Source organism: Bradyrhizobium sp. B039, from assembly GCF_038965675.1.
Lineage (GTDB): Bacteria > Pseudomonadota > Alphaproteobacteria > Rhizobiales > Xanthobacteraceae > Bradyrhizobium > Bradyrhizobium diazoefficiens.
Window position 1 is genome coordinate 4,325,390 of sequence record NZ_CP152416.1, and the last position, 19,554, is coordinate 4,344,943.

The 19,554-nt window shown below is 66.1% G+C and carries 13 protein-coding genes; 4 read left to right on the forward strand and 9 right to left on the reverse strand.

Annotation, left to right across the window (positions count from 1 at the left end; genetic code table 11):
- Positions 1 to 354: 354 nt before the first annotated feature.
- Positions 355 to 4,119: a vitamin B12-dependent ribonucleotide reductase gene (locus AAFG50_RS20195; RefSeq protein ID WP_028171217.1), complete on the reverse strand. Its 3,765-nt coding sequence runs from the start codon at positions 4,117 to 4,119 to the stop codon at positions 355 to 357.
- Positions 4,120 to 4,882: 763 nt separating this feature from the next.
- Here AAFG50_RS20195 and AAFG50_RS20200 point away from each other — a divergent pair.
- Positions 4,883 to 5,779, forward strand: a complete 897-nt coding sequence (locus AAFG50_RS20200; protein WP_028171218.1) for a DMT family transporter — start codon at positions 4,883 to 4,885, stop codon at positions 5,777 to 5,779.
- A 58-nt stretch (positions 5,780 to 5,837) separates the two neighbouring features.
- On the opposite strand, the gene AAFG50_RS20205 is transcribed toward AAFG50_RS20200, so the two are convergent.
- The 3 genes from AAFG50_RS20205 to AAFG50_RS20215 form a co-directional block, all read right to left on the reverse strand.
- Positions 5,838 to 8,093 carry a CHASE3 domain-containing protein gene (locus AAFG50_RS20205; RefSeq protein ID WP_028171219.1) on the reverse strand — a complete coding sequence of 752 codons (2,256 nt, stop codon included), beginning with the start codon at positions 8,091 to 8,093 and terminating at the stop codon, positions 5,838 to 5,840.
- Positions 8,090 to 8,506, reverse strand: a complete 417-nt coding sequence (locus AAFG50_RS20210; protein WP_011087050.1) for a response regulator — start codon at positions 8,504 to 8,506, stop codon at positions 8,090 to 8,092. The genes AAFG50_RS20205 and AAFG50_RS20210 overlap by 4 nt, the downstream gene beginning before the upstream one ends.
- A gap of 236 nt (positions 8,507 to 8,742) precedes the next feature.
- Entirely contained in the window at positions 8,743 to 9,363 is a 621-nt protein-coding gene (locus tag AAFG50_RS20215; RefSeq protein WP_028171220.1) for a BA14K family protein, read from the reverse strand.
- Positions 9,364 to 9,607: 244 nt separating this feature from the next.
- Between AAFG50_RS20215 and AAFG50_RS20220 the strand changes: the two genes are divergently transcribed.
- The gene (locus AAFG50_RS20220; protein ID WP_011087052.1) at positions 9,608 to 10,015 is read left to right on the forward strand and encodes an NADH:ubiquinone oxidoreductase subunit NDUFA12; all 408 of its coding nucleotides are present in this window, start codon (positions 9,608 to 9,610) and stop codon (positions 10,013 to 10,015) included.
- 377 nt (positions 10,016 to 10,392) lie between these two features.
- Here the strand turns inward: AAFG50_RS20220 and AAFG50_RS20225 are convergent, their stop codons facing one another.
- Positions 10,393 to 11,079 (reverse strand): DJ-1/PfpI family protein, encoded by a 687-nt coding sequence (locus AAFG50_RS20225; RefSeq protein ID WP_028171221.1) that lies wholly within the window; start codon positions 11,077 to 11,079, stop codon positions 10,393 to 10,395.
- A 94-nt stretch (positions 11,080 to 11,173) separates the two neighbouring features.
- Here AAFG50_RS20225 and AAFG50_RS20230 point away from each other — a divergent pair, with 94 nt between their 5' ends.
- On the forward strand, positions 11,174 to 12,112 hold the full coding sequence (locus tag AAFG50_RS20230) for a GlxA family transcriptional regulator (protein WP_011087054.1): 939 nt from the start codon (positions 11,174 to 11,176) through the stop codon (positions 12,110 to 12,112).
- 97 nt (positions 12,113 to 12,209) lie between these two features.
- Here the strand turns inward: AAFG50_RS20230 and AAFG50_RS20235 are convergent, their stop codons facing one another.
- The 3 genes from AAFG50_RS20235 to AAFG50_RS20245 form a co-directional block, all read right to left on the reverse strand.
- Positions 12,210 to 15,347: an acetoacetate--CoA ligase gene (locus AAFG50_RS20235; protein WP_162185835.1), complete on the reverse strand. Its 3,138-nt coding sequence runs from the start codon at positions 15,345 to 15,347 to the stop codon at positions 12,210 to 12,212.
- 294 nt (positions 15,348 to 15,641) lie between these two features.
- On the reverse strand, positions 15,642 to 16,649 hold the full coding sequence (locus AAFG50_RS20240; RefSeq protein WP_028171222.1) for a Na+-dependent transporter: 1,008 nt from the start codon (positions 16,647 to 16,649) through the stop codon (positions 15,642 to 15,644).
- A 14-nt stretch (positions 16,650 to 16,663) separates the two neighbouring features.
- Positions 16,664 to 17,611: an alpha/beta hydrolase gene (locus AAFG50_RS20245; RefSeq protein WP_028171223.1), complete on the reverse strand. Its 948-nt coding sequence runs from the start codon at positions 17,609 to 17,611 to the stop codon at positions 16,664 to 16,666.
- A gap of 209 nt (positions 17,612 to 17,820) precedes the next feature.
- Here AAFG50_RS20245 and AAFG50_RS20250 point away from each other — a divergent pair, with 209 nt between their 5' ends.
- A complete protein-coding gene (locus tag AAFG50_RS20250) occupies positions 17,821 to 18,861 on the forward strand; it encodes a DUF2155 domain-containing protein (RefSeq protein ID WP_028171224.1) in 1,041 nt (346 codons plus the stop codon).
- A 12-nt stretch (positions 18,862 to 18,873) separates the two neighbouring features.
- On the opposite strand, the gene aat is transcribed toward AAFG50_RS20250, so the two are convergent.
- Positions 18,874 to 19,554: a leucyl/phenylalanyl-tRNA--protein transferase gene (aat, locus tag AAFG50_RS20255; protein ID WP_028171225.1), complete on the reverse strand. Its 681-nt coding sequence runs from the start codon at positions 19,552 to 19,554 to the stop codon at positions 18,874 to 18,876.

Below are 19,554 nucleotides of genomic sequence, written 5' to 3' on the forward strand. Positions count from 1 at the left end.
CGCCGGAATAGCCTCAATGGCATTTCAGGTCGTGGCACCACGAACCTTTCGTGCCGCAAAGCAGTTTCGCGCGCGCTGGGTTGCGAGGAAGGCGGCGAGGCGAGCTGCGAGACGGGCACGCTGCAATGCGGTGGCCAATGATGAGCGGTGAGGAGCGAGTGGCCCGGATGGAGGTTGTGGGGCATCCGGGCTACGCTTGCGGGAACCTCACGCAGATGGAGCGGGCAAAACGCGAGTCAGCGCAAGAGCGATCCGACGCATTAAGCGGATGAGGTTGCTGAAATGAGAAGGGCGGCCTTTCGGCCGCCCTTTGCAAATGTCTGGATCTAACGATCCTCGAGACGTTCTACCCCCTCACGAACACCCCGTCGTGCTTCCGCAAGTATCGCACTTCATGCAGGTGCCATTCCGCACCAGCGTGAAGTTGCCGCACTCCGAGCACATCTCGCCTTCGTAGCCCTTGGCCTTGGCTTCCGCACGGCGCTCGGCCTTGGAGGGCACCAGGGTCTGCGCGGTGCCGGACTTGCTCCACTGCAGGGCTTCGAGCTTCTCCGTGGGGGAGAGGTCGTGGCTCACTTCCTGCTTCAAGGCGACGGCGCCTTCCAGGACATCGCCGACACGGGCGCTCGCGCCGTGGGAGGCGAGAGCGGTGACCTTGCTGCCGCCTGATGGCGCGCTGTCGTTGCCTTGCGCGACCGCGGCGGAGCCGCCGCGCATCACGACGAGGTTGTCGGTGCGGGAGCGGGTGAGGCCGCGCGACACCAGCTTGGAGGCGTGGTGGCTCTCGTCCGGCTCCTTGCCTTCCTCGACGCCCTTGCCGAGCGCGTCGAAGTTCGACTCGGTCGGATCGACATGGGCGAGATCGAAGCGCGACATGTAGCTCACCGCCAGCTCGCGGAAGACGTAGTCGAGGATCGAGGTCGCGTACTTGATGCTGTCGTTGCCCTGCACGGGGCCCGCCGGCTCGAAGCGGGTGAAGGTGAAGGCGTCGACATATTCGTCGAGCGGCACGCCGTACTGAAGGCCCAGCGACACCGCGATGGCGAAGTTGTTGATGAAGGAGCGGAGCGCCGCGCCCTCCTTGTGCATGTCGATGAAGATCTCGCCGAGACGGCCGTCGTCATACTCGCCGGTACGGAGATAGACCTTATGCCCGCCGACGACCGCCTTCTGGGTGTAGCCCTTGCGGCGGTCCGGCATCTTCTCGCGCTCGCGCATCACGATGATGCGCTCGACCAGCTTCTCGACGATCTTTTCCGAGACCTGGGCGGTGCGCGCCGCCATCGGCTTCTCGTAGAGCGATTCCACTGCATCGTCCTCGTCCTCATCGTCGGCGATGAGCTGCGAGTTGAGCGGCTGGGACAGCTTGGAGCCGTCGCGATAGAGCGCGTTGGCCTTCAGCGCGAGCTTCCACGACAGCATGTAGGCGGACTTGCAGTCCTCCACCGTGGCGTCGTTCGGCATGTTGATGGTCTTGGAGATCGCACCCGAGATGAAGGGCTGGGCGGCCGCCATCATGCGGATGTGGCTCTCGACCGACAGGTAACGCTTGCCGATCTTGCCGCAGGGGTTGGCGCAGTCGAACACCGGATAGTGCTCGGCCTTGAGGTGCGGGGCACCTTCCACCGTCATCGCGCCGCAGATGTGGACGTTGGCCGCCTCGATCTCGCGCTTGGTGAAGCCCACGGCCTGGAGCAGGTCGAAGCCGGGGGCCGCGATCGCCTCGGCACCGATGCCGAGCTGGTCGCGAATGAAGTCCTCGCCAAAGGTCCACTTGTTGAAGGCGAACTTGATGTCGAAGGCGGTCGGCAGGGCCTTTTCCACCTTGGCGATGGCCTCATCGGTGAAGCCCTTGGCCTTCAGCGTCGAGGCGTTGATGCCCGGCGCGTTGGACAGCGAGCCGTGGCCGACGGCGTAGGCTTCCATCTCCGCGATCTCGCTCTCGCGATAGCCGAGCGCGCGCAGCGCCGCGGGGACCGCGCGGTTGATGATCTTGAAGTAGCCGCCGCCGGCGAGCTTCTTGAACTTGACCAGCGCGAAGTCGGGCTCGATGCCGGTGGTGTCGCAATCCATGACGAGGCCGATCGTGCCGGTCGGCGCGATGACCGTGGTCTGGGCGTTGCGATAGCCGTGCTTCTCGCCGAGCTCGAGCGCCGCATCCCAGGCCGCCTGCGCGTGGCTGACGAGGTCGGCCTGCGGGCAGGAGACGAGGTCGAGCGGCACCGGGTTGACGCTGAGCGCCTCGTAGCCGTTGGACTGGCCGTGGGCGGCGCGGCGGTGGTTGCGGATCACGCGCAGCATGTGCGCGGCGTTCTTCTTGTAGCCGGGGAAGGTGCCGAGCTCGGCGGCGATCTCCGCCGAGGTCTTGTAGGTGATGCCGGTCATCACAGCGGTCAGCGCGCCGCAGAGCGCACGGCCTTCCTTGCTGTCATAGGGCAGGCCCATGGTCATGAGCAGGCCGCCGATGTTGGCGTAGCCGAGGCCGAGCGTGCGGAACTCGTAGGAGAGCTCGGCGATCGCCTTGGACGGGAACTGCGCCATCATCACGGAGATTTCGAGCACGACGGTCCAGAGCCGGCAGAGATGCTCGTAGCCCTCGACGTCGAAGTGCTTGGTGGCGACGTCGTAGAACGTCAGCAGGTTGGCGGAGGCGAGGTTGCACGCCGTGTCGTCCAGGAACATGTATTCCGAGCACGGATTGGAGGCGCGGATGTCGCCGGACGCCTTGCAGGTGTGCCAGTCGTTCATGGTGGTGTTGAAGTGCAGGCCCGGGTCGGCCGACGCCCAGGCGGCGTAGCCGATCTTCTCCCAGAGGTCGCGCGCCTTCAGCGTCTTCGTCACCTTCTTGGAGGTGCGGGCGTTGAGATTCCAGTCGCCGTCCGTTTCCACGGCCCGCAGGAAGTCGTCCTTGAGCGAGACCGAGTTGTTGGAGTTCTGCCCCGACACGGTGAGATAGGCTTCCGAATCCCAGTCGGTGTCGTAGACGTCGAACTGGATGTCCTTGTAGCCCTGCTTGGCGAACTGGATGACGCGCTTGATGTAGTTGTCGGGCACGAGGCTGCGGCGCGCGAGCTTGATCTCGCGGCGGAGGGCAGGGTTCTTCTCGGGGTCGAAGCAATCGTCGCCCGAGCCTTCGCAGTTCACGCAGGCCTTCAGCACCGCCTTGAGGTGCTTCTGGTTGATCTTGGAGCCGGTGACGAGAGCTGCGACCTTCTGCTCCTCCTTCACCTTCCAGTCGATATAGGTCTCGATGTCGGGGTGATCGACGTCAACGACGACCATCTTGGCGGCTCTACGCGTAGTGCCGCCCGACTTGATCGCGCCGGCGGCGCGGTCGCCGATCTTGAGGAAGCTCATCAGGCCGGACGAGCGGCCGCCGCCGGAGAGCTTTTCGCCTTCGCCGCGCAGGCGCGAGAAGTTGGAGCCGGTGCCGGAGCCATATTTGAACAGGCGCGCCTCGCGGACCCAGAGGTCCATGATGCCGCCCTCGTTGACGAGGTCGTCACCGACGCCCTGGATGAAGCAGGCGTGCGGCTGCGGATGCTCGTAGGCCGACTTGGACTTGGTCAGCTTGCCGGTGAAGGGGTCGACGTAATAGTGGCCCTGGCCGGGGCCGTCGATGCCATAGGCCCAGTGCAGGCCGGTGTTGAACCATTGCGGCGAGTTCGGCGCGACCATCTGCATGGCGAGCATGTAGCGGAGCTCGTCATAGAAGGCCTGGGCGTCCTCGTCGTTGGTGAAATAGCCGCCCTTCCAGCCCCAATAGGTCCAGCAGCCGGCGAGGCGGTCGAACACCTGCTTGGCGCTGAGCTCGCTGACATAGCGCTCCTTCTCGGGCAGCTGGCTAAGAGCTTCAGTGTCGGGCACGGAGCGCCACAGGAAGGAGGGGACGGATTCCTCCTCGACCTTCTTCAGGCGCGCGGCAACGCCGGCCTTGCGGAAATACTTCTGGGCGAGGACGTCGGAGGCGACCTGCGACCACTCGGTCGGCACCTCGACATTATCAAGCTTGAACACGACCGAGCCGTCGGGATTGCGAATCTCCGACGTGGTCAGCCGGAAATCGATCCCGGCGTAAGGTGACTGTCCCGTGGTGGTGTGCCGCCGCTCAATCCGCATGGTCTTGCCCCGTCCTTATCTTTGACCGAACCGCCTCCGTTCAGGCAGCCGGGTCGACATTTCGCTTCGCGATTCCTCCCGGGCCGTCCGGCCTTAAGGCTTCGCAGTTCAGCCGGTGGATCCGGCCCAGTTTCTCCCGGCGCGGTTTCTCGATGCGTGCATCGATCACCCGCCGGCATGTCCACGCTCATCCGCCCCAACGGGATGCGCGCGACATGCGTTCAACGCCCCACAACGTCACAACTTCTATCGATGCCATCCGAGCCTGTTGCCGGCCCGTTCTGGCGCCCGAAAAGTCCGCTTACCGCGGGCAGACAAGCCCTCATCCCGCTGCCTTTGGCTGGCTGGCGGAGTGACGATTTGCGAGACCCTTTGGGGGAGTGCCGGCGGGACGCAAACTCACTCGCGCCGAACGGACCGAAAGCTAGGACTCTCCGTTGCGCCCGTCAAGAACTAGTGCGAGTTCCTGAATCAAATACTAAATATGGTGGATTGCGGGGGATAACAGGGGGCAAGCCCGCGCCTGTTGTGGAGGCAAGTATCAGTGAGTCCTCAGGGATTCCCAACTGAAAAAATTTGTGTCCGGTAGTGATCGGAACCCTTCACCCCGCTCTTCACAGGGCAGGTATATTTTTGGCCGGCGGGGTTGCGCCAGCAGGACTCACGTAGCCTTACGGAAGGTGAGGGCAGGCATGCCCGCCGAGGTGGTGGTGGGGGGCGCGAATCCGCGCCAAGCTGACCTCGATTTTGCCGGGTACCCCACATGCTTGATTCGACTCGGCCGGTGCTGCGACCGCGCATCGCCCCGGCCGGCCTGATGTTCCTTGCCATCACCTCGATCGGCTGGGGCTTCAACTGGCCGGTGACGAAATTCCTGCTCGCCGAGCTGCCGCCGCTGACCTTGCGCGGGGTGACCGGCGTGCTCGGGGCTGGTCTGCTGGCCGCGCTCGCCCTGGTCCGCGGCGACAGCCTGAAGGTGGCGCGCGAGATCTGGCCGCGGCTGCTGACCGCCGCCGTCCTCAACGTCACCGGCTGGATGGTGCTGATGGGGCTGGCGCTGCTCTGGCTGCCGGCCAGCGAGGCGGCGCTGATCGCCTACACCATGCCGGTCTGGGCCTCGATCATCGCCTGGCCGGTGCTGGGCGAGCGGCCGACCGTTCTGCGCACGCTGGGGCTGGTGATGGCCTTCGTGGGCCTCGCCTCGATCATGGGCGGCAACGGCATTGCCGCCAGCGCGGCGCAGCTGCCAGGCATCATCATGGCGCTGTTCGGCGCGCTCGGCTTTGCCCTGGGCACCGTGTTCTCGAAAAAGTACCCGATCCGCCTGCCGCCGATCACGGCCGCGGCCTGGCAGATCGGGATCGGCTGCCTGCCGATCTCGATCGTCGGTCTGCTGATCGAGACCTCGCATCTGGAGCTGGTGACGCCGGTCGGCTGGTGGCTCCTGGTCTATTCGACCGTGGTGCAGTTCTGCATCGCCTATGTGAGCTGGTTCGCCGCGCTGGCCCGCCTGCCGGCCTCGGTTGCCGCGATCGGGACCATGGCCGTGCCGGTCATCGGCGTCGTGGCCTCGGCGATCGCGCTGCACGAGCCGCTCGGGCCAGGGCAGATCGCGGCGCTGGTCTTCACGCTCGCAGCCGTGGTGCTGGCGACGCGCTAGATTCTTGTTTGACGCGTTTTCTTTACGCGAACCGGTATCCACTTCGCTTGAAAACGCTTTAGACCGCCATCCCGCCGCCGCCCAGCGCCTTCCTGATCATCTCGGCGAGCTGGTTGCGGCGATAGGGTTTTGTCAGCAGCAGCACGCCGTCGTCGAGCTTGCCGTGGTGGACGATCGCGTTGTCGGTGTAGCCGGAGGTGTAGAGCACCTTCAGGCCCGGCCGCCGCCTGGCCACTTCCTCGGCGAGCTCGCGCCCGCTCATGCCGCCGGGGATGACGACGTCGGTGAAGAGGAGATCGAAGGCCTGCCCGGCCTCGATCAATAGCAGCGCGGCGCGGCTGTCGGGCGCGGCAACCGTCTGGTAGCCGAGGCTCTGCAATTGCGCGGTGACGAAGTTGCGCACCAGCGGATCGTCCTCGACCACGAAAATGATCTCGGCACCGCCTTCGGCCTGAGGCGCGACGGTCGCGGCCACTTCCGCCATGCCTTCGCCCGGCGGCAGATAGAGCTTGATCGTGGTGCCGTGGCCTTCCTCGCTGTAGATCTTGATGTGTCCGCCGGACTGCTTGACGAAGCCGTAGACCATGGAGAGGCCGAGGCCGCTTCCCTTGCCGACCTCCTTGGTGGTGAAGAACGGCTCGAACGCCTTCTCCTGGATGTCCAGCGGCATGCCGGTGCCGGTGTCGCTGACCGCGAGCATCACGTAGGCGCCGGACACCACGTCCGCATTGGCCTGCGCATAGGCCTCGTCCAGCACGACGCGGTGGGTCTCCAGCAGCAGCTTGCCGCCGTTCGGCATGGCGTCGCGGGCGTTGATCGCCATGTTGAGCACGGCATTGGTGAGCCGGGACGGATCGATGTGCGCGGTCATCGGCCCCTGTTCCAGCACGGTCTCGATCTGGATCTGCTCGCCGAGGGTGGGGCGCAGGAGTTTTGCGATGTCCGTGATCGCGGCGTTGATCTCGACGTTGCGCGGCTGGAGCGGCTGCCGGCGTGCGAAGGCGAGCAGGTGCTGGATCAGCTCGGCGCAGCGCTCGGCGGCATCGTCGATCAGGCGCGCCACGCGCTGGAGCTCGGGCTGCTCCTTCAGGCTCGCCACCAGCGTCTCGGTATTTCCCGAGATCACCGTCAGCATGTTGTTGAAGTCGTGCGCGACGCCGCCGGTCAGCTTGCCGATCGCATCCAGCTTCTGCGACTGCTGCAATTGCCGCTCGGTCTCGCGCGAGGTGGTCGCATCGTGATAGACCAGCACGGCGCCCGAGATTTCGCCTTGTCCGTCCCGCATCGGACGGCCGCTGATCATGAGGTGGCGCACCTGATTGCCGCTGTGCGGGCGGACGATCATCTCCAGGTCTTCGAACTCCTCGCCGTGCAGCACACGCACGGAAGGCAGCTCCTCGGCCTTCATCGGTGTGACGCCGTCGCCATGAAAGACGTCCGACAGCACTCGCAGACTGCTCAGGTTCATGCCGGTGCGGTGCAGCAGCATGCGCTCCGCGGCCGGATTGGACAGAAGAACGTTGCTGTCGACGTCGATGACCAGCACCGCCTCCGCCATGCTGCGAAAGGTGCTCTGGAGCACGTTGACGGACAGGCGGAGCTCGTCATGCGCGGTGACCAGATGTTCGGTGCGTTCGGCCACCGCCGCCTCGAGTTGCTCCTTGGCGGCCGTGGTCTCCAGCAGCGTGCTCTTGAGCGCGCCCTCGGTGCGCCGGCTCTCGCGCATCACCATCACCACCAGCAGCAGGATCACGAGCGCGCCGGCGACATCGATGCCGAGCAGCACGATGCCGGTGCGACGCGAATCCTGGGAGCGCGCGGCGAGCAATCGTTCTTGCTCTGCGCTCAGATGGTCGAGATTGCCCATCACCGTGTCCATCAGTCCGCGGCCCTCGGCCTTGCCGTTGAGCGCGGCAATGCCGGCCTGGTCATTCATGGCGCGCAGGCGCATCGCCTCGGCAGCGATCTCGACCCGGCGCAGCGCCAGCGGCTCGGTGCCCTCCAGCAGCGTGACCTGATCGGGGTTGTCGCCCACGCCGCGCTTGAGGTCGGCGAGTGCCGGCGCGATCTGGGCATGCACCGCCTGGAATTCGTCGCTGAAGGCCGGGCTGCGATAGATCTCGTAGCCGCGCGCGGCGCTCTCGGCGCGGCGCATCAGGACGCGCAGATCGGATATCTTCTTCTGGACCTGGACGGTACGGCTGACCCACGCCGAGTCGGACCGCGACTTGACGTCGAGGCCGATCGAGGCGGCGGTGATGATCAGGAGGATTGCAAGTCCAGCACCGAGAATGACGCGCTGCGTTGGAATCAAGGGGCTTCTTTCTTGTCCTTCGGCTGTGCGCTCTCGCCCGCGAGACATTCCCGGATTGTCGTCAGCAGCGCTTCCGGCGTGAACGGCTTGCGCAGGCAACGCGTTGCGCCGAGCTCCAGCGCCATGCGGAGGAAATCGGGAGAGGGCGAGGCCGACGATGCAAAGGCGTAACCGGACATCGCGATCAGCGGGATCGCCGGCGCGCGCTCGTGAAAGATGCGGATGGATTCGAAGCCGCGCATATGCGGCATGAAGATGTCGACCAGCATCACGTGATACGTCTGCGCTTCCAGCGCAGCCAGTCCCGCTTCACCGCCGTCGGCCAGCGTAACGTCGAAGCCCTGACGTTGGAGAAGGACCTCGATGGTCGCGCCGACCATCGGATCGTCATCTACCACGAGAATACGCGGCATGACCTTTCCCAGTAGATCGAAGTCCCCGCATTGGTGATATCCGCGAATCGTGGGTCGGGTCAATTTTGGATTGGATCAGGGTAGATATGCACGGTGCGGTGAATAAAGGTCCGTTTGCGTCGACTTGTACATATCGTCGCGGGAACAGGTGCACGCGCAACTGGTGAAAGCGGAGCACACGCGAAAACGGCGCCGCATCACTGCGACGCCGTTTCTGTCAAGCATTGTAGTTGCGGTTACGGGCAGGGATGACGCAGGCCGTCATAACCGAGATAGGTGCCCGACGCCGGGTCGTAGGAGCGGTAGCGCTGCGCGCAGTAGCCCGCGGAATCGCCGCCGCTGTCGGGAACGACCGCCACCGACGGCTCGTCGTAGTAGCTGTCGTCGCCGTAGTAGTAGGGATCGTTGTAATACCCGCCGCCATAATAGGCGTATGAGCCGAGGCCGCCGATAGCAGCACCTGCCGCGAAACCGGGCCAGAACCCGCCGCGATGATGATGACGCCAGCCGCCGTTCCAATTGCCGCCACCGCCCTGCCAGTTGCTGCCGGCGGCTGCGAAGTTGCGGCCACCGCCACCGCTGAACGACGGAGCAGTGCCGAGGCCGGGACGCGCCACTGCACCAGCCGCAAAATTGCCGCCGCCACCGCCGATCCGTGGACCGGCGCTGAAGCCGCCCCCGCCCATTCGGGCGCCGCCGCCACCGCCGCCGAAGTGAGCGCCGCCGCCACCGCCGAAGTGAGCACCGCCCCCGCCGCCGAAATGGCCACCGCCACGGCCCTGCGCGAAGCTCGGTGTCGCCATCGGAAGGACCAGCGCCAGGGCTGCCGCCGCGCCTAGAACTCTCAGACTGTTCATGTTCAAACTCCTTTTCCAGGGAGCAAACCCCTTGAAAGGGCGGAGGTTCCTGGATTCACGCGGGTGTGCGCGTGTGAAGGGGAGATTTTCACGCGGTCGCTGTACCCGGCATGAACGGATCGCGTCAGCTTTGCGGCGGCGCTGCCGCGCTCCGACGTTCGCGTGGGGCACGGCCGCAGCCGCCGAACTGGACATTTCCGTGACCGGATGGCATCAGGACCCGACGAAGCAGGGCCCTTGCCGCATGAAACAGTTCTTCCTCAAGTTTTTCACCTGGTGGAGTGGCCAGACGTTTGGCACCCAGCTCTGGACCAAGCGATACGGCGAGCTGGTCGGTCAGGACGAGCAGGGCAATCTCTATTATCGCACCCGCGGCGGGGCGATCGACCCGACGCTCGGCTTCGAGCGGCGCTGGGTGATCTATAACGGCTATGCGGAAGCGAGCCGGATCCCGCCGTCCTGGCACGGCTGGATCCATCACGTCGTCGACGTGCCGCCGACGCAGGACAACTACCAGCCGCGCGAGTGGGAAAAGCCGCACCAGCCGAATCTCACGGGCACGGCCAACGCCTACCGCCCCTCGGGCTCGACGCTCGCCGGCGGCAAGCGGCCGAAGGCGACCGGCGACTATCAGCCCTGGACCCCCGGCTAGGCTTCCAGCCTTCGTCGAATCGACATCTTCGGATTGGATGCAGGCGCATCCGGCTGATCCCGCTGTGGACAACGGGAACAGCGGGGATGCCGGCTGCGCGGCCGTTGTGTTCGCGCCGGCGATGCGGCTCAATGGTCCCATCTTACGGAGATGGGAGACCATCGCGTTCGGTTCGGGCAACAGTTCGCGACTGTCCCGAAATGCAGCGGCCGCCGACCAGGACTCGATCGGGAGATAGGCCCCCGGTCTGGAAGTTCCGAAATCGCCCGATGAAATGTGCAGCCGCCGTAAGACAGGAAAGGCCGCTTGGGAAACCGAGCGGCCTTTTTCTGTTGGGATGAGTTGCGCGTCCGGGACACGAGACTGATTGCGTGGAATCAGATGACCCGTTCAGCCGCGCGTTTGACCGCCTCGAGGCGGCGGGCCTGATTTGCGGCGCCGCGCTCTCTCAGCAGGGCCAGCACCTCGGCGGGCGCGGTGTCGGGCGAGCCGGACGTGAACGGCGGGGCGGGGTTGTATTCGATCTGGAGCTGGATCGCTTCCGCCGTGGTGCGGTCGACTAGGATCGACACCAGCGTCAGCGCGAAATCGATCCCGGCGGTGACGCCGCCGCCGGTGACGCGGTTGCGGTCGATGCAGACGCGCGTCTTGGTCGGCGTTGCGCCGAACTGGCCGAGCATCTCCATCGCGCTCCAATGGGTGGCGGCGCGGTAGCCCTTGAGCAGGCCGGCGGCGCCGAGCACCAGCGCCCCCGTGCAGACCGAGGTGACGTACCTGGCGCCTTCGGCCTGCCTGCGCAGGAAATCCAGCACCTCTTCGTCATTGAGCAGATCGTTGGTGCCGCCGCCGCCGGGCACGCAGATCACGTCGAGCTGCGGGCAGTCGGCGAATGTCGTGGTGGACGTCAATGTCAGCACGGAATCGCTCGGCACCGGCTCGATCCGCTTCCAGATCAGATGCAGCTTGGCGCCGGGAACGGCGGAGAACACCTGCAAGGGGCCGGTGAAGTCGAGCTGGGTGACGCGCGGAAACACCAGAAGTCCGATCTGGAGCGGGGACGACATTGGGAGATCCTCCAATCATGGGCTTGACGCGGGCACACTGGCATGATGCCCTTCTGTCCAAAATGGCATAATTCCCTCAATTTCGGACATAACCATGATCGGCATTCTGATCTTCCCGGATTTCCAGTTGCTCGATGCGGCGGGCCCGATCTCGGTGTTCGAGGTCGCAGCACGCTGCGCCGGCAAGCCGCTTGCGCTGCGGGTGCTGGCGATGAATGCGGGGCCGGTGCGCAGCTCCTCGGGCGTCGAGATGATGGCGCGTGATTTCAAATCGGCGAACGCCATCACGACACTCGTCATCGCGGGCGGTGCGGGTGTGGCGGATGCCGCGCGCTGCGAGGTCACGCGTGCCTTCGTGCAGCGGCTGGCTCGGCGCGGCGTTCGGGTCGCCAGCGTCTGCTCGGGCGCCTATGTACTCGCCGAAGCGGGTCTGCTCGACGGACGCCGCGCCACCACGCATTGGGGCCGCACGCGCGATTTCGTCGCGCGCTATCCCAAGGTGAAGTTCGAGCCGGACCAGATCTTTACCCGCGACGGCAATGTGTGGACGTCGGCAGGCATCACGGCGGGCATCGACCTCGCGCTGGCGATGGTCACGGAGGACCATGGCGAGGAGATCGCGCAGGCGGCCGCGCGCCAGCTCGTGCTCTATCATCGCCGCAGCGGCGGCCAGTCGCAATTCTCATCGCTGCTGGAGTTGAAGGCGCCGAACGGCCGGTTCGGTGCGCTGTTGTCCTGGGCCCGCGAAAATCTCGACGCGCCGCTCACAGTGGAAGAGCTCGCCGATCGCGCCGGCATGAGTGCGCGGCACTTTGCCCGCGCCTTTGCCGCCGAGACCGGCACGACGCCGTCGAAAGCGATCGAGCGGCTGCGGATCGAGGTCGCGCGCGAGCGCGTGCAATCCTCGCGCGAGGCGATCGAGCTCGTTGCGGAGGCGACCGGATTCCGCGACCCCGAACGGATGCGGCGCGCCTTCATCCGCGCGTTCGGCCAGCCGCCCCAGGCGTTGCGGCGCGCGGCGCGGGCGGGGTAGGTGGTGTGCTCGTAAATGTGCCGCGCGCGTGCGTGATAGCGAGATCAGCGTTGCCACGAAAGCGGACGTCGACAATGCGCAAAGCGAATGTCCGCCTTCAGATGGGCAGGAGTACGATTTCCGAATACAGCCTGTCGAGCTCGCCGTCGGCGATCAACGGGGAACGGAAGCACGTGATCATCGGGAGCATCATGCCTCGTGGTGGGACCGGAAAGATTCGCGCCTCCGCGACGAGCGCCACCGTTCGCTGCCGGCGCAAGATCGCCAGCTTGACGCGCTCGAGATGCCGCAACAACAGAACCGGCGCACTACAATGCAGAATGTCCGAATAGGGGATTTTGAGCGGCAGAAACCGTGCCAGTCGTCCCAATCGACTTGCTGCAAGACGCTGATCGCGGCGCTTCACCACGAGATAGGCGTAATCAGGCCCGTCGACGACGATGAGCTGCAGGCAATCATACGCCGCGTGATCGTCGAAGATTTGCCTTTGGTGGCTGGTCAGTCTCTCGCGGACCACGGCCGGATCGAAGCTGATCATCGGCCGGGTCGAGCCGAACAAGGTCGCGGCCTGTAGCAGTGGCGGTATGGCGATGCGCTGCGAGTCCAGCGGTTTGAAACGCTGTGCGATGAGGGCGGCCCAAGACGACGGCTGTGGAGTGAAGCACGTGTATGTGGCGTTTGCGTCATCCAGCATTGATGCGAGCAGCGCCATGCCCCAGCCGCGGTACTGCGCGCGTACAACCCAAGAGGACAGATTGCAGACGAGGACTGCCTCCTCGTTCACCTGCCGCCGGGCAGCAACTGCCCCGATGAATCCAACCAAGGCGTTGCCGTCGAAAAGCATGAAGCCGCGGGTGTGATCCGACCAGCCATGATCGAACAGACGGCGCCATCTCGTGGCATCGATGCCCGCCCCGCGAAACGATTCCTCAAGAAAGCGGCAGACCGGCTCCACGTCCTCCGGACCGAGGGCACGGACGTGCAGGCCCGACCGGCCAAGCTGCTGGGCCGTCATTGCCTCCGCGCCGGAGAGGACCGCGATCAGGCCTTCGATCGACGGCGCCCGCAGAAAGGCCGAAAGTGGCACCGGATGCCCTGCATAGCTCTCGATCTCCAGGAGCAGGCTGACTATGGCCAGCGAGTCCGCGCCGAGGTCCAGAAGATTATCGGACCAGCCGATGGGAGCCAGGTCCAGCACGCGCTGGCAGATCGCCTGCAGGTCTTTCCGCAGCTGCTCAACGTCTGGGAGCACTCCACAGACCGGGGTCGGCTCCCGAGACACACTGGCGGTCGGAGGCGCTCGCAGAACCGGATGGTTGGCAATGGCCTCAAGGCATTCGGCATTCTGCAGGGCGTCGCGATTCCGTACAGGGCGGCCGTTCACCGCATCCCGCGCTGCGATTTCGGACCGCTTGCCGTTAAAGGTGACAGGAAGCGCGTCGACCTGTGCGATACGCGCCGGCACGAAGGCCGGCGAGCCGCAGCGTGCAAGCTCGGAGCGGATGTGCTTGGCGAGAGCGCTGTCGAGCACCACGCCTTCGCGCAACACGAGCAACAAAACCATGCGTGTGCCGCCTGGCTCGTCTTCCGCTTGCTGCTCGACCGCCATCGCCTCGACGATCCCGCCGACGTCATCGAGGATGCGGTAGATCTCCGCGGTCCCTATGCGGATGCCGCGCACGTTGAGGACGCCGTCTGAACGACCATGCAAGCGCCAGCCCCCATGAGGCGTGGCCTCGATCAGATCGCCATGGGTCCAATAGCCGGGGTTCTGAGCAAAGTAGGCGGCGTGGAAGCGGGTGCCGTCGGCATCGCCGTGAAAGCCGAGGGGCCGCGAGGGGAAAGGGTTGGCGCAGACCAATTCGCCTATCTTCGCCCGCGGATCGTCGGGCGGTGGCAGCGAGCGGACATCGAGGCCGAGGCTGCGGCACTGTGCCTCGCCGCGATGGACCGGCAGATTCGGATTGCCAAGGACGAAGCAGCCGATGATGTCCGTGCCGCCTGAGATCGACTGCAGCGGCATCGACGACTTCACTTTGCTGCTGACCCAGTCGTACTGGCGGGGATAGAGGATCGAGCCGGTCGAGAGCATGGTGCGCAGGGCAGAAAGGTCGAGCACCCGCCCCGGGGAGAAACTCTTCTCCTCGCAGAAGTGCAGATAGGCGGGATTGGTGCCGAACACGGTCACACGTTCCTCGGCAACAATCCGCCAGAACGTGTCCGCCGCTGCGAGCGGCCCGTCGTAGAGGACTATCTCGACGCCGGACGCCAGCGCCGAGAGCTGCCAGTTCCACATCATCCAACCGCAGGAGGTTTGGAAGAACAGCCTGTCGCCGTGGCTGAGATCACAGTGCAACCGGTGCTCCTTCAGATGCTCCAGTAAGGTGCCCCCGGCGCCGTGCTGAATGCATTTTGGCGGGCCCGTGGTGCCCGAAGAGAACATCGTGAACAGCAGATGGTTGAACGGGTGACGAGGCCAGCCTGGCCCAATCTCGCCACCATCATCATCACCGAGCAGATCGGCAAGCCTGTGCAGAGGTGCCGTCCCCTCATCGACGTCCAGCGAGCCATCGTCCAGCGCAATGATCGCCGCGAGGCTCGGCAGGCCGGCCGCCGTTTCGAGGACGCGCTCGGCGACCGGAATTCCCGCATCCCATCGCTCCGCTCGAAGGCAGCCGAAGAGCACCACGGCCTCGAGAGGGGCGAACCGCGCCAGGATAGCGGGTACGCCCATCTCCGGCGAGCAGCTGGCAAACGTCCCGCCAATCGCGGCGGTCGCCAGACAGGCAATGACCGCCTCGGCATTGTTGCGTGCGATTGCCACGACGTGGTCGCCGCGGCGCACACCGAGCCGCTGCAACGACTTTGCCAATCGATCAACCGCGACGCGTAGCGCGCCACGCGTGAACCGGTCGCGGCTGCCGTCAGCGTGGCAGGCTGTCAGGACCGGCTGGCCGGGACTGCCGGCGAGGAGGCACTCGGCGTAGTTGAGACGAAGATCCGGGAAGAAGCGCGCGGTCTCGCAGGCATCGCCGACGCAGACGGGCTCGGCTGCACCGTCCCGCGGCACGTCGGACCACTCAAGGAACAGACGCCAGAAGCTGTGGAAATCCTCCACCGAGAAGCGGTCCATCGCAGCGTGATCGCTCAGCTGCTGCCCCGTTCGGGCCTCACACCATTGGCCGAAAGCAGTGAGCTGAGAATGTGCGATGCCATGAGCATCGGGACGGAACACGACTTCCTCCAAACCCGCCTCTAGGTGGCACGCGACGACCAAGCCGCAGGCAACGTTGGATAGCGTTCGCATCGCTCGGGGAGAATCATCCTCCGGGGTTATGTGGCGGATTGACGCATGTTGGCGGGAGTACCCCGCCTGAGCGCCAGCGAGCGTAAGCCGCCACTCCTCCAGCCACTTTGGGGTCGTCTCCTTGATGGCCGCTCTGGGGCACAGGGTGTGAAGTTCCGAGAGTGGGACCGCCTGTCCCGTTCACCCTCGAAAGCAGACATCCCCGGATTTATGAGCACATGCCTAGGTCGGGCTATCTGCAGCTGCCCGGCCGGAGGTACCGGCGTGTGCCGTCAGCCGGCGCGCGATCGGCGTCAGGAGGTAGGGCGCAAGATGAATTGGAAACTGCGTGAGCGCGAAGTAGAGCCAGGTTGTGGCCGGCAGTGCGCCCGCGGTCGCGGCCAGCATCAGCCCGAGATTGCGCTGTGACACCATCAGGCCGATCGCGAAGGCGCGCTCATAGCCGACGCGGCGGAAGATCAGCGTCGTGACGGTGAGCAGGGTGAAATAGACCGCGAAGGCGAGCAGCGCGACACCGATCGTGAACAGGGGGGCGGCGAGGAAGTCGGTTGCGACGTCGCCCATCACCGCCGAGGCGAACACCAGCAGGATGACGATGTTGATGCCGTCGATCGGACGCTTGTGGCGCTGGATCGTCTCAGTGCCGAACAAGCGGCGGATGACGGTCGCGGCCAGCAGCGATGCCGCGAGGATGCCGAGCAGCTTCAGGCCGAGCGTGAGCGGCGAGATGCTGAGCATGCCGCCGAGAAACAGGCTTGCGAACAACGAGGCCGTGAAAGGCACCAGCGCGGTGGCGGTCACCAGCGCGACCAGGGGAAGCGTCGCATCGAGACCCATGAGCGCTGCGAGCGCCGGGGCGGCCATCATCGGCGAGGCCATGCCCTGCAGCATCAGCGCGAGGAAGAGGCCGGGCGAGCTTCTGTCGAGCCCGCTTACATGTGCGAGCAGCCCGACGATCAGCGGCACGCCGATCGTGGTCCAGGCCGTGGCTGCCGCGACCAGGGCCGGCCGGCGCAGATGTCCGTAGAGCGCCGCCAGGTCGACCCGCATGAAGGAGATGCAGAGCAGAAGGAAGATCGCTTCGGTGACGTAGGGGCGCAGCAGCGCGCCGAGCGGCGGCACCGCAACCGCGATGAAGGCGATGGCCGCCACGGCGCGCGTGCCCTGGTCGCCGAGCCATGTCAGCCCGCGCAGGGGAATGGCGAAGATCGTTTGAAGATTGGAAGCCATGCGCAACGGCGTCGTCAGCCCAATCCCTTCAACCACGCGCCGATCTCGCTGACCGCGACATTGGCCTCTCGCAACAACTTGCCCATGGTGAAGAAGCCATGGAATTGGCCGGGAAAGTGCTTGTAGGTCACGCTGACGCCGGCCTGCTTCAGGCGCGCGGCATATTCGTCGCCTTCGTCGCGCAGGGGATCGGCGCCGGCGGTCAGCACATAAGCGGGCGGCAGGCCGGCAAGGTTTTCCGCGCGCGCAGGCGAGGCGCGCCAGTCGTGGATGTCGGCGGCGCCGTTGAGGTAATGGTCACGGAACCACCGGATCACCGAATGGGTCAGCAGCACGCTGGTCTCGGGCTCGCTGTGGGAGCCGTGCGTCATGGCGAAATCGACGGCCGGGTAGATGAGGATCTGGCCGGCGATCGCAGGGCCGTTGCCATCGCGCGCAGCGAGCGCGACGACCGCGGCGAGATTGCCGCCGGCGCTGTCGCCGCCGATCGAGAGACGGGAGGCGTCGATGCCGAGCTCGCGCGCATTCGCGGCGATCCATTTGGTCGCGGCGATCGCATCATCGGCCGCGGCGGGAAATTTGTGCTCGGGCGCGAGGCGGTAGTCGACCGAGATCACGATCAGCGCGGCTTCGACGGCAAGCTGGCGGCAGACGACGTCATGGGAGTCGAGATCGCCGATCACCCAGCCGCCGCCATGGAAGAACACCAGCGCCGGCGACAGGCCGTCGTGCCGGCGCGGGTCCTTCGGCACGTAGATGCGGGCCGGGATGGTGCCGTGCGGCGCCGGGATCGCCAGCGGAGCAACGCGGGCAAGTTCGGGCGGCTCGGGGTTGGTGGCAAAGCGCGCCTGGGCGTAATAGGCGCGCGCTTCCGCTGCGGTCAGGGTCTCGTAGGCGGGGCGGCCGGCCTCCTGGAAGGCCATGTAGACGGCGGCGGCATCGGGATCGAGCACAACGGGCATGGGGGGGCGACCTTGGGGCTTCTGGTTATCGTTGGACGGCATGTTCGGGGGGCGGGACCTGCCTCGGCCCCCAGGGAAGGGTCGTCCGACTATCCCATTCGGCCGGTGGTCTGGCCAGCCGGGGCCGGGCAGGGCAGGGATGCCGCCCTTTCCCCGCCGTATTCGGCGTGTTAACCGGATGGCCTGCGAGCGGCGGTATCCCCTGTAGAATGTCCAGCAAGCCCGATTCGCTGTTGAAGCCGCGCGAGAAGATGGTTCGAACCCTTACCCTGACAGGTCTTGCGGCGCTTCTTGCCGCCACTGCGCTCACGGCTGCGACGCCCTCACAGGCGCAGATCGGCACGATCTTCTCCGATCCGCCGCCGCTGCGGCCGCCCGGCAGCATTCCGCGCGGACAGCCGCAGCCGCAGGTGCCCGACGACGACGAGGAGGTCCCCGAGCTGCCGCCGCAGGGCCGCGTGCTGCCATCGCGTCCGATGGCGCCGCCGCCCGGACGTCAGGGCAATGTCATGCCGGGGCCGGTCGAGACCCAGCCTTTGGCGCCGCCGCCAGGCTCCACCGTCGCTCCGCCGAACCAGCCGCCGCCCGTGGCGGTCGCGCCGCCAGGCGCCCCCCAGCCGGGCGCGCCCGGTCAGCGCCAGCCCCAGCAGAAGGGCGGGCCGGGCGGTGCCGTGCCGCAGACGCCGGCGAGCCTGCAGCCGGGCGACGAGGTCGTGACCGAGCCGCCGGCCCAGAAGATCGTGAACAAGAAGGCGACCTTCTCCGGCCTCGACAAGATCACCGGACGCATCATCAATTTCGACGAGGATATCGGCGAGACCGTCCAGTTCGGCGCGCTGCGCGTCAAGACCGATGCCTGCTACACTAGGCCGGCGACGGAAGCCGCCAACACCGACGCCTTCGTCGAGGTCGACGAGATCACCTTGCAGGGCGAGGTGAAGCGGATCTTCTCGGGCTGGATGTACGCGGCAAGCCCCGGCCTGCACGGCGTCGAGCATCCGATCTACGACATCTGGCTGACCGACTGCAAAGAGCCGCAGCAGACCATTGCGACGGCTGCACCGGATCCCGCGACCAAGCCGGCTGCGCCGCCGCCGCCCGCGCAGAAGAAGGCCGCGCCCAAGCAGGCCGTGCAGCAGCGTCCGCCGCAGCCATTGCCGCCGATCCAGCAGCAGCAACCGGCACCGCCGCCGCCCCCGCCACCGGAGCAGCGGCCAGGCCTGTTCGGTATCCCCGGATTCGGCCGCTAAGCCGGCTATCGACTATTGCCGCGAGGCGATGATCTCGAGCGCGCGAGCGCCGGGGATCGCCTCGCCGGGCGAGAGCTTGAGGAAATCGCCGGGCTCGCCCGCCAGCGCCTTGTCGAGCAGCGCGGTGTAGCGCCGCCGCGGAATCTCGACCGCACCGAAGTTCTTCAGATGCTCTGTGACATATTGCGTGTCGAGCAGCTCGAAACCGCCATGGATGAGCCGCGCGACCAGGTGCACCAGCGCGACCTTCGAGGCATCGCGCGCGGTGTGAAACATGCTCTCGCCGAAGAAGGCGCGTCCCAGGCTCACGCCGTAGAGTCCGCCGACGAGGTCGTCGCCCTGCCAGGCCTCGACGCTGTGGCAATGGCCGAGCTCGAACAGGCCGCCATAGAGGTCGCGGATGCGCTTGTTGATCCAGGTGTCCTCGCGCCCGGCCTGCGGCGCGGCGCAGCCGGCAATCGTGGCCTTGAACGCGGTGTTGACGGTCACGCGAAACCCATCCGAGCGCACGGTGCGCGCGAGCCGCGAGGCCACGCGGAATCCGCCGAGCGGGATGACGCCGCGCAATTCCGGCTCGACCCAGAACAGGGTCGGATCGTCGGCGCTCTCGGCCATCGGAAAGATGCCGCAGGCATAGGCGCGCAGCAGCACGGCCGGCGTAATTTCAGACGAAGCGGAGTCGCGCGAAGTCAT